This window comes from Lacticaseibacillus thailandensis DSM 22698 = JCM 13996 (assembly GCF_001312865.1).
GTDB classification, from domain to species: Bacteria; Bacillota; Bacilli; order Lactobacillales; family Lactobacillaceae; genus Lacticaseibacillus; species Lacticaseibacillus thailandensis.
In genome coordinates, this window is record NZ_BBER01000003.1 from 264925 (window position 1) to 275501 (window position 10577).

Consider the following 10577-nt stretch of genomic DNA (forward strand, 5'->3'; position numbering starts at 1 on the left):
TGCCATGTATTTAATCCCAGGGTTCAATATGGATACGCATAGTTTCGATCAGGACGAAGTTGTGCAGATTGCGCGCATTATGACCGCCAACGACTATCCGTTTAATTTAATTACGGTTACGCAATTACCGGCAATTCACTACCAGTTACGGGAGGCGGGCTTGGCCAACGTTGATGTGTGGCAAGCCTATGATGAGATTCAAGGTATTGATGTGACGGCTGGTACGCCGATGAACGTTAACGAGTTGCCTTTTCCACCGGGAGTGACGCCGGTATACTTGGAGGGGAGCGTGCGGTATTACCAGGGCGAAGACACTTTTGCGCTGGTGCACTTGTACAAGGACGGTTTTGTATGGCAAGTAGACTATCCGCAAGCAGACGGTACGGTGATGACCGATCAGTACGATGATCGTGGACTGTTACTTACACGAACTAAAAGTGCGAGCGATCACGCAGTTCTACTGCGACAATGGTATTCGCCGGCAGGAGATGTTGTCATGATTGCCACACAAGGTGGTGGTGTGCAGATTATGGACGTGGCGGCATCCCGATTTGACCAGCGGCACTACCCGTCGGTGGAGGCGGTGGTCGCTGAAGTACTGGGCCGGCACATTGCGCAAGATCACGATGAGTTAGCCATTACCGGTCCGTTTTCCGGGTTACTCGCGCTACGCTCACTGCGAGACTTACGGCTACGCCTGGGCGTTTTGATGTCGAGCCGCGATTTAGCGGCAGGCGACCGTCTTAAGAATCTGGGTCAGTTAGCCCGGCATGATTTAATTATTAGCCCTACCCATACGGATCTACGCATTATTCAACAGTCGCCGTTGGCCCGTCGGATCAGTCACGTACCCCAAGTGGTGTTACCGACGCGGGCAACCACGTTGAGTCTAGGTGTCAGCAACGAACTGGCCGAGCAAATTATTGCCTGGCGGGTTGGCGATGCCAGTGACAGTCTGGTGCGTCAGGTGATGGCGACACTAACCGCGGGCATGGCCAAGCACGATGATTGGCAGCTCGTCATTGGCACAGCCAGCACCGCGCAGCAAACCGACTTGACCGACCACGTGCAGGCGTGGGTTGCGGACAAGTATGGCGTGGATCTGGACAGTGATGATTACCAACAAGTAGCTGACTATTTCAACGCCAGGGCCCAGGGGCAAATGATGGTTGAAACTGAGCGGGTCGGAGAGTCATTAAAGAAACGGGTAGATTGGAGCGCGTTGAGTGGTGCCTACAGCGTGCTGGCACGTATTGCTATTCGGAAGCCGTTGAGTATCACTGATTGGGGTCAACAGATACACAGCGCCCGCATTGTGATCAATACTGACGGCCAATCAGATTTAAGTTTGCAAGTGCTGGCGGTCAGTGCTGGCATTCCGCAACTGAACATGGCGGCCTCTGATTTACTGATTGACCACCAAAACGGGCGGCTGGTACACGACAGCAGCGATATTGCCCGTGGCTTAGATTATTACTTGGGCACGTTAGCGCATTGGAATCAGGCACTAGTGGTGAACGCACAGCTAATTGAACGGTATTCTGCGGAACGGATTATTGCGGCTTGGAAGAAGGTGATGAGCGATGGCGCAAAGGACAATTAATGTTATCCACATTGGGAGCACGGCTTTGGCACTGGGACGGCTATTAGCCCCGCCGTACCAATATTTTTGGGCCGTGACGGATGATGTGATGCCCGTGGCGAAAAAAACCATTGTTCGATGGTGCCAAGTGGAACGCGCAGTACCGTGACGCAGTAGTGCTCATCGACCAAACTTGCCCGTGGTTGAGCGATATTGCCCGGCTACGGGCGCTACCGGCAAACCGCATCATTGTGGCCAATGACGTCGTCTTTTCGGCCGCCGCGGAGCACGTCATGGCGTTAAAGAACGCACAGCGGCTGGACTTCACCGACGTTGAGGATTTAGCACACGTGATTCAGGTTTATTTCTATGACCAGCAGGCGACCTATAAAACGGACTTTACGGAATTGCATATTGATAGTCGCTTTAGCGGCCATATCCAACAAGTTGGTGAAGCTTACCGCGTCGTGACCGGTGATTACGGTGATAGTTGGCAGCATTTGGGTGAAACCACCAACGTTATGTGGTTGCCGGCCAACTACGCTGAACGGGCTGTCATCGAGGTCGAGCGAGTTGACACCACCGTTGATATTATGGCGCGGATACACGTGATCAACGGGGCCCAGAAGGTCAGTGGCAGCTACCAGGCCGTTAACGAGGAGTTACCGGTGGGGGTGGAAGTCCCACCCGCTGATCACCCCACGGGGTTGCAGCTGGACTTCTTTGTGCGTGGTCACGGGCAACTGAACCTCGCCGGGATCCATTTCCGTCGTTCGCGTGGTCAGTATGGCGAGATCCTGGTGGGCGGTCAACGGTTGATGGATCACGCCGGCATGCGGCAAGAAATTATGGCTTATTTCGATCCGGGTGATTTGCGGCCACCACTAAGCGTGTACTTTTCCGGTTACCAAACGGCTGAAGCCTTTGAAGGTTTTGGGATGATGCGGCGTTTTGGTACCCCGTTCATGTTGATCATGGATCCGCGGCTAGAAGGTGGGGCATTCTACCTGGGTAGCGATGACCTCCAGCAACAAGTCCGGGACGTTATCCGGCAAGCCTTACACCGGCTAGGCTTTAGTCATAACCAGTTGATCCTTTCCGGAATTTCCATGGGCACCTATGCCGCGTTATATTACGGGGCTCAGTTACAGCCCTATGGCATTGTTATTGGTAAACCATTGGTAAATTTGGGCAATATTGCCCGCAACGGGCGACTCTGGCGTCCCGAAATGTTAGGTGTTGGTGGGTTTGCTACCGCACTCGACATGGTGCTGACGTACACGGGTGACCTCCATCATCAGAACCTGGACCAAATGAACGCACAGTTCTGGGATGAATTTAAGGGCGGCGATTTTAAGGACACCACGTTTGCAGTGGCCTATATGTATGATGATGATTATGACCAGCGGGCGTTTCCGATGCTCCGCGATTACCTGAAGCAACACTTTCCGGAGACGCGGGTGCTGTACAAGGCTTAGTCGGTCGCCATAACGATGACACTGGTGGCGTCGTCAACTGGTTCTTATTCCAGTACTGGCACCTACTTGAACAGGGTTTTGGCCGCCGTAACCCGCTGACACATGATCAGCGAACTGCGGGGACCAATGCCGCGACGAAGGCGGTGAATGCCAAATGACCGAGATAATTTATGACTTTTACTGGCCAGTCAATGGCATGGCCACCGCGGGTCATGGCGCCATCATTGATTACGCGGCCAATGGCATAGTAAGCTATCGTGCCCGCCGGCGATCACCAGGGTTTGCGATCCACACGTGGTCTAGTCGCAGCAATGATGCGACGTACGGCCGCGGTCCATACTTACCGCTGTTGCGGAATGACCGTGAATATACGCTGACCGCAGATATTGATAGCGAGCCGGAGGACACCCTGGGTTTGAGCATTAACTTTGTGGATGCGCAGGGTGTGAACGTGCAGCAAATTTTGGAACGTACTCTGGACCTAACGTTCACGGTACCCGACGGGGCGGTGGACTACAGTATCGCCTTAGTGAACTTAAATAATGAGCATTTTAAGTTTTATTCCTTAACGCTGGGGCAAAGTAATGTCCTGGACGGTTACCGACCGGTGCGGCTGTCAACGCCCGGTTGGCACTTGTGGCGTAACGATCGCGGTGGCCCCGCCACCGTCTGGATCATCCCACGTTCTGGGCCAGTGGTTAGCCGGCCGTTTGTACCTGGTGGGGACAATTTGTACTATCAAGTACCGCGTCAGGAGCACGACGCGTTGGAAGTTGGTGAGTTCGTCAACCAGGTCAAACGGTTGGTGGGACCCGAACCACGGGTACGTGGTTTTGGGTTTGGTACGTCGAGTATCGTTGCGGCAGTAAATAAAGCCTTGAAAGCCGATGGAGGTCACTAATGAATTTCTTTATTGATGGAGCAATGGGAATTGGTAATTCTGGTGTTGAGCACGCTGAATTTTATCGTGCAGCCAGGTTTGACCAAGCCAAGATCCCGTATCGATTTGTGTTTGTGGAACTGGTCAAGGAACTACACGAGGCCATGGATAAATGGCACTTACGGGACGACCAGGTCATTAACATGTGGGAGTACTTTGTGCATGACGACGATTATTTGCGGCATGGATTGAAGAAACGGTACCCCACGAGTGAAGATTTGGTAGTGGACGGCACCAACACGCACCGTATTCGTCATTCGGTGACGTCGGCGGGGATGCGCATGGTGTACCACTACGTCAAGTATCCCGACAAGCACGACCCGAATAACAAACTCTTGGTGGTTAGCACCGGGCGAATCGAGTTGTTCAACGTCGAGAGTAACGAACGGCGGGTGATGATCGAGTACGTGGATGATCCTAACCGCAAAGCGTTGATGACGAACATCCACCTGTACCACCAAAACGGGAAGCACTATTTATTCAACAATCTGGTCGACCTGCACCGCTTCTTTTTCCAGCAACTGGACCGTGTCTTTGGCGGCCACAGCACGTTCCTAATCGACCGGGGTGAGGAAAATGAAGTTGCGTTAGCCACCCACAAGATTCCGGACGTGAAGTTGGTGGATGTGATTCATGCGGACCATCTATCCGACCGTGATGTACCCGCGCACCCGCTGTGGAACAACTACAACGAGTTCATGCTACAACATATTGATCTGTACGACCGGGTGGTTGTTGCCACTAAGCTCCAACGCAAAGATCTACTGATCGACTTCCCGCAAGCCACCAAGAAAATTGTGACGATTCCCGTGGGCGGCGTGCGCGATGGTGGTAAGCGGCGTAACAAGCGTAAATTGGGTGACCCAATCAAAATTATTACGGCTAGCCGCTTAGCCAGTGAAAAGCATATTGACCTGGCGATTCGTGCCGTAGCCAAATTACATGATTTAGGTAGCAATATTATCTTTGATATTTATGGTCAGGGTGGCGAGGATAAAAAGCTGAAGCAGACCATTCAGGACGTGCACGCGGAAAAGTACGTGCAGCTGCAGGGGTTGTCGAACGACTTGGAACACGTCTATCCGCAGTATGACGCCTTTATTTCCGCTTCCTTCTCGGAAGGGTTTGGCTTGACCTACATTGAAGCGCTAAACGCCGCTTTGCCCGTCGTTACTTTTAAAGCTCGTTTTGGGGCAATGGAGTTAGTCAAAGACGGCAACAATGGTTTCCTGCAGGAGTTTAAGCGGGATGATGATGATTTTAACGTTGCCCAACTGGTTAAGGGGCTGGAGCGCCTGATGCAAGCTGATTATGGTCGCCTGGTCAAGAACACACAGGCCTCAGTCAAGCAGTTTCAGGATCACGTTATTGCTAACAAGTGGAAGGAGCTTATTCATGGATTACGAGCTATTGACTAGTATTAACACAGCATCTCCCAACTGGGCGGCGATTAAGGCCCGTGTACAGGCAAACAAGCGGCAAATGTTGACGTTGGCCCCCATGCCGGGATTTAGCGGCGTGCTAGCGGCAGAACAGGTGCAGGGCATCAACCTGGTGGATCAAATCACTAGCCGCACCTACGATCCTGATGGCTACCGCTTCTTTAACGACGTGCCGGTGCCCACAAACACGGAAATCTTTATGAATGAGGATGGCAGTATTTCGCTCATTCATGAAGGCATTGAAATCGGCAAGGAGTTCCTATATGCCAATACCCGGCGCCGTGCGCAGGACGTACGGTACCACAACCTTGATGGCACCATGGATTACGTTGAAGAGTACGCCTTTGATGGTAACCGGTTCAGCAATTTGTTCTACTACAATAACGAGTTACAAGAGATGGTCTTTTACGACAATGCGGGCAATGCACGGTTACGCTTCTTTTATTATGGCGGGGCGTTGAACTTTATCACCATTGAAGATCCGCAAACCCACAAGGTACAAACCAAGTACAATACCCAACTTGATTTTTATGCGCATGAGTTAGCCAAAATCGTGGGGCCGCAAGACACCGTGACGATCACCTACTTAGGCGTGGAGCTAGATGCCGTGGCCCAGTCGCCCGCCCACAACGTGCTGGAGATGGTGGAATCCCCTTTGGATGATACGGGCGCGGTGCGCGGTAACCTGGCAGGTATTTTACAGGACGAAATTCCGTATATTCAGGAAGTACGGATGACACGCGCAGACCGTGATGCGGTGGTTGCCGCTGGTATGAGCGACCGTAAAATTACAGTTATAGATGACTGATGAGCCGCTGCGAACCGGTAACGGTGGCAACTGATGGCTGCAACACTATTTTTTTAAAAACTTATAGTTTTACTTAGCGTTGCATAATCGTTGTTTATAAAAACAAAAATTTTCTATCTAAAGTTGCACGAGATGAGAGTCCATCGTGTTATAGAATAAAAATCGGGTATTACTTTGAACGGATTCTTTTTGGGAGGGACCCTCATGAATTATTTCAGACGTAAGAGATCAGAGATTTTTAACAACAACAGTAAGGTTCGTTTTAAAATGTTTAAAGCGGGCCGGCAATGGCTAGTAGCTGGAACTGCTTCCTTAGGCGGTTTACTGGGTGGCTTACTCATGTTGCCACAAGGGTTAGCCCACGCGGATACCACGCCGGCGGCCACTAAGCAGGTTGATACGGGGGACGTGCTTGCAACTAAGCAGAGCACGACCATCCCGGCGACCTCGGAAACTAGCTCTAATAGTACTTCTGAGACTAACTCCCAAAGCCAGACCAACTCCGACAGTGCCTCACAGTCGCTGAGTTTATCAGCGAGTGGGTCACTGTCAACGAGCATTAGCGAGTCAACTAGCGTCTCGACCTCGGGAAGTACCAGCAGTACAAGTCTGAGCAATAGTGGTAGCCAGAGTGCGACCAACGTTGACCAGACGAGTAATCAGAATAGCCAAAGTCAAACCAGTAGCCAGAGTGCTAGTGGTTCCGTTTCGGTGTCTTTGTCTAATTCGCTGACTACGACCACCAGTACGAGCAATACTAGTGCACAACGCAGGACGTGAGTGCCGCGCTGGGATTAGATGGCCATGATATCAGTGCAACGCAGGGAACCAGTGGGTTAAACGTGACCCTGTCCGCTGATGCTACGCTAACTGCTGCACAGGCGACAAACATCGCGCAGTACATGACCCAGCAAGGTATCACGCAGTTAACGATTACCACTGCGGCAGCGGAAATCCTGACCAAGGATAACACCACTACCATTACGTTGTCCGATGAAACCTACGCAGAATCAGCAGTCACTTTGGCCAAGCTAGTAGCTGATGCGCTGTACAACGTCACGGGCAACGCACAGACGATTACTGGCGTTTTGGCCGGTAATAATGCGCCTACTGGTGTGAAGTCACCTACGGGTAGTGGGATCGTTATTTTTGGGATTCGGTTTACCTCTGGGTGGCGTCACAGCCTTCGAGTAGCACCATTGTTGCTGGTGATTCAGCCACTATCAGTGCTACCTTGGATCAGACGGCAGCGGACGCATTTAACCAGGCTTGGGGCACGGCACTTGATACAATTACCAGTTGGGCTACGTTAGGCCTTATTAGTGCGCCGGCACCTGCTTACTACCTATACCATTACAATTCCACCACTGGCAAATGGGAAAACGCGAGCGCCGATCACAATAGTACCGGTTCCTTCACCGTCACCCTTGATAGCACTGGCGACAATTATTACCAGGTTGTTTACGAGTACGATCCAAGTTTCATTACAAAAATTGCCAACTTAATTTCCCTCAATTTCAGTGGCGGTTCACAAAATTACTACAGCAATGTTGTTGACGTCGCTGTTGTTGCAAAGCCGGTCGCCTCGACTAGTGCGACAGCCTACCCAGACGCTGATTACCTGTTGGACAACGTTAACGTGATTAGCAACGACCTGGGCCTCGACTTTACGACGTCCACGACGCAGGCCCACGTCACATTGGGCCCAAGCAATACCACGGATACTGTGAAGGCGGTTACGTGGAGCAGTAGTGATGCTGGTGTTGCCACTATTGATAGTAGCGGTTTGATTACTGCCGTAGCTGAAGGCTCGACCACAATCACGGCGCATATCACCACCACGGATGGGAATACCTACACCGAAACTTTCACCATTGAAGTTGGTAAAGGGTTGCCGGTTTCGCAAACCGTTACTGAAGGCGATTCGGCGACGTTTGAAGCCAGTGGGGCTGATCAGTTTGCCGAAGTTATTGATGCCGGTGGGACGTTGACCTACCAGTGGTACAAGGGCGATACGGCTATCCCTGGTGCTACGGGTCAAACGTACGAAACGCCGGCCACTACGATGGCGGATAACGGCACGGAGTACAAAGTCCAAATTACCGTTACCTCTGCGGCAGGTAAGAGTACGGTCATTGAAACCAACCCGGCTACGCTGACCGTTATTCCGAATGAAGTCACCGAAAGGACTAATTCTCTGTCGGATTCCGCTTCATTATCGCGTCAGGGTTCGCTGTCCACGGACCAATCGCTATCAATTTCGGCATCCAAGTCGGATTCGCTGTCATTGAGTGACATGCGCAGCAATTCAACGAGTATCTCGAAGAATAGTGTTAGTGATTCCGAGAACATTAATTCTACGTCCGAGTCTATTTCCACTGCCCGTAGCACCTCTCTTTCCAAGACTGCCAGCTTATCGTTATCAGTTTCTGCGTCTGCGCAAAGCAACAGTGGCAGTACAAACGCGTCTACGTTCAACAGTGAGTCAATATCGGCTGATAAGTCGGAAAGTGAGTCCACCAGCAGTTTCTTTAGCGAGTCGGCTTCTGCATCTTTGTCCAAAGCAGCATCGCTGAGCAAGTCGCTTTCAGCATCCCAATCAGCTGAAGATTCAGCCAGCTACTCGACGTCCAGCTCGCTTTCTCGTTCGGAATCAATTGCTAAATCGCAGAGCCTTTCTGAATCGGCCTCAACTTCTGAGTCTCTGTCTGCAAGTGTGTCGGACTCCATCAGTACAGCAACATCGCTGTCCGAGTCTGCTTCGTTAGCTAGACTGGGTGTTGGTGGCACAGAAGACTCGATTCTGCAGTCAGAATCTACCTCGGCGTCACGTTCGGCGTCGCTGTCTGCTTCTACCAGGAACAGTGCATCGGAATCATCAGGGGATTCTGGTGTTGTTTCAGGGTTTTTAGAAGGATCGGTATCCAAGAGCGTCAGCCGGTCTACCGCTACATCAAAGAGTCGGCAGGAGTCGCTGTCACTATCCGCATCTGTATCTGATAGCCTGTCTCAGCAGACGTCACGTAGTCGTTCCGACATCAGCTCCAGATCCCAGTCTGAAAGCTTGAGCAAGGCAGCGAGTGTCTCTGACTCCATTGCCACCAGCAAGAGTCTTTCGGACAGTCTTTCCGAATCGGAATCAAACAAGCAGGCAAGCGATTCCGCCAGCCTATCGGGTTCGGTTAGCGTTTCGAAGCAGGAATCCCTATCTAGTAGCATTAGTGGTAAGGGTTCACAGTCGCAGAGTACCGACACGAGTCTCTCCCTCAGCGCGTCGAAGTCCAGCAGCGACAGCAAGAGTAAGTTTATTTCTGAATCGAACTCGATCAGCGACGACCATTCACGTTCACAATCGGTCTCCACGAGTGAGAGCATCAGCGCCCAGGAATCGGCGTCCAAGTCCGAGAGTATTGAGCAAAGTCAGTCGACGTCGGCGTCCCAGAGCGTAGCGTCGGATAGTGATTCGCTGAACTACTCTGTTTCTATGAGTAAGTCAGCCTCCGCAGCCCACAGTGCTTCGAAGTCTACCTCTGAGTCGATTTCAGCGGCTATTAGTGGCTCGCAAAGTAGTAGCAAGTCCACTGCTAACAGTTTGTCGACGGCCACGTCGTTGAGCAAGTCGGCAAGCCTATCCGGGTCTTTGAGTAAGTCAGCAGATCACAGTGGTTCCACCAGTGCTTCGCAGTCGAAGAGTGATAGTCTTTCAACTGCTTACAGTCAGTCGAAGAGTGCATCATTGAGCTAATCTGATTCCAAATCCGCCGTTAAGAGTGCGTCGGAATCAGCTAGTCGTTCGCAGAGCGAAAGTATCAGTAAGAATCCGTCCACGACGCCATCTGCTTCCACGTCTGCATCCAAAAGCTCAAGTGAAAGTACGAGCAAGTCACTGTCTGCTTCAACGAGTGCATCCGCATCAACGCAGGCTTCGAAGAGCCAGTCACTAAGTGCATCACTAAGTAGCAGCCGGTCGAGCGATCATTCCGGTAGCCAGTCCCTGAGTTTATCTGCCAGCGCAAGCAAGTCCACGGATACTTCGACTAGCAAGTCGGTTACTGATAGCAAGTCTGCAAGCATGTCTGCTTCAGAGAGCGCTAAACAGTCGCGGAGTGCATCGCTTAGCGGGTCGGTTTCTGGTAGTTTGTCAGGTTCGAAGGCTGCCAGCGAGAGTGTTTCGGCTAGCGTGTCACAGTCGGAAGTCGATAGTGAAAGTCTTTCAGTCAGCCTGTCAAATTCAACATCAAACAAGCAGGTTAGCGATTCTGCTAGTCTGTCAGATTCCTTAAGTGAATCAAATCGGGCATCGCAGTCCACCAGCATTAGTAATGAA

The 10577-nt window shown here is 51.6% G+C and carries 9 protein-coding genes; 8 read left to right on the top strand and 1 reads right to left on the bottom strand.

The window, feature by feature from the left end:
- The first annotated feature begins 4 nt into the window (after window positions 1-4).
- The 8 genes from asp1 to JCM13996_RS06500 all read left to right on the top strand — a co-directional run bounded on the left by asp1 (window position 5) and on the right by JCM13996_RS06500 (window position 9995).
- Complete coding sequence (gene asp1, locus JCM13996_RS06465; protein ID WP_054750508.1) at window positions 5-1603, top strand: accessory Sec system protein Asp1; 1599 nt, start codon at window positions 5-7, stop codon at window positions 1601-1603.
- 110 nt (window positions 1604-1713) lie between these two features.
- Entirely contained in the window at window positions 1714-3060 is a 1347-nt protein-coding gene (gene asp2, locus JCM13996_RS06470; protein ID WP_054750509.1) for an accessory Sec system protein Asp2, read from the top strand.
- 154 nt (window positions 3061-3214) lie between these two features.
- A complete protein-coding gene (asp3, locus tag JCM13996_RS06475) occupies window positions 3215-3961 on the top strand; it encodes an accessory Sec system protein Asp3 (protein ID WP_054750510.1) in 747 nt (248 codons plus the stop codon).
- Window positions 3961-5418: a glycosyltransferase gene (locus JCM13996_RS06480; RefSeq protein WP_054750511.1), complete on the top strand. Its 1458-nt coding sequence runs from the start codon at window positions 3961-3963 to the stop codon at window positions 5416-5418. The genes asp3 and JCM13996_RS06480 overlap by 1 nt, the downstream gene beginning before the upstream one ends.
- A complete protein-coding gene (locus tag JCM13996_RS06485) occupies window positions 5396-6250 on the top strand; it encodes a hypothetical protein (RefSeq protein ID WP_175577027.1) in 855 nt (284 codons plus the stop codon). The genes JCM13996_RS06480 and JCM13996_RS06485 overlap by 23 nt, the downstream gene beginning before the upstream one ends.
- Window positions 6251-6454: 204 nt before the next feature.
- A complete protein-coding gene (locus JCM13996_RS06490) occupies window positions 6455-7030 on the top strand; it encodes a KxYKxGKxW signal peptide domain-containing protein (protein WP_054750512.1) in 576 nt (191 codons plus the stop codon).
- Window positions 7027-7563 (top strand): hypothetical protein, encoded by a 537-nt coding sequence (locus tag JCM13996_RS11125; RefSeq protein WP_054750513.1) that lies wholly within the window; start codon window positions 7027-7029, stop codon window positions 7561-7563. The genes JCM13996_RS06490 and JCM13996_RS11125 overlap by 4 nt, the downstream gene beginning before the upstream one ends.
- Complete coding sequence (locus JCM13996_RS06500; RefSeq protein ID WP_054750514.1) at window positions 7485-9995, top strand: Ig-like domain-containing protein; 2511 nt, start codon at window positions 7485-7487, stop codon at window positions 9993-9995. Before JCM13996_RS11125 ends, JCM13996_RS06500 begins: the two co-directional genes overlap by 79 nt.
- 230 nt (window positions 9996-10225) lie before the next feature.
- Here the strand turns inward: JCM13996_RS06500 and JCM13996_RS11780 are convergent.
- Window positions 10226-10577 (bottom strand): hypothetical protein (locus tag JCM13996_RS11780; protein ID WP_225353506.1); only part of this gene is annotated, 352 nt, incomplete at its 5' end.

Bases quoted from the DNA above. Each gene is read 5' to 3' on its own strand.
- asp1 (WP_054750508.1), top strand. From the start codon at position 5: ATGTATTTAATCCCAGGGTTCAATATGGATACGCATAGTTTCGATCAG.
- asp3 (WP_054750510.1), top strand. From the start codon at position 3,215: ATGACCGAGATAATTTATGACTTTTACTGGCCAGTCAATGGCATGGCC.
- JCM13996_RS06480 (WP_054750511.1), top strand. From the start codon at position 3,961: ATGAATTTCTTTATTGATGGAGCAATGGGAATTGGTAATTCTGGTGTT.
- JCM13996_RS06485 (WP_175577027.1), top strand. From the start codon at position 5,396: ATGGATTACGAGCTATTGACTAGTATTAACACAGCATCTCCCAACTGG.
- JCM13996_RS06490 (WP_054750512.1), top strand. From the start codon at position 6,455: ATGAATTATTTCAGACGTAAGAGATCAGAGATTTTTAACAACAACAGT.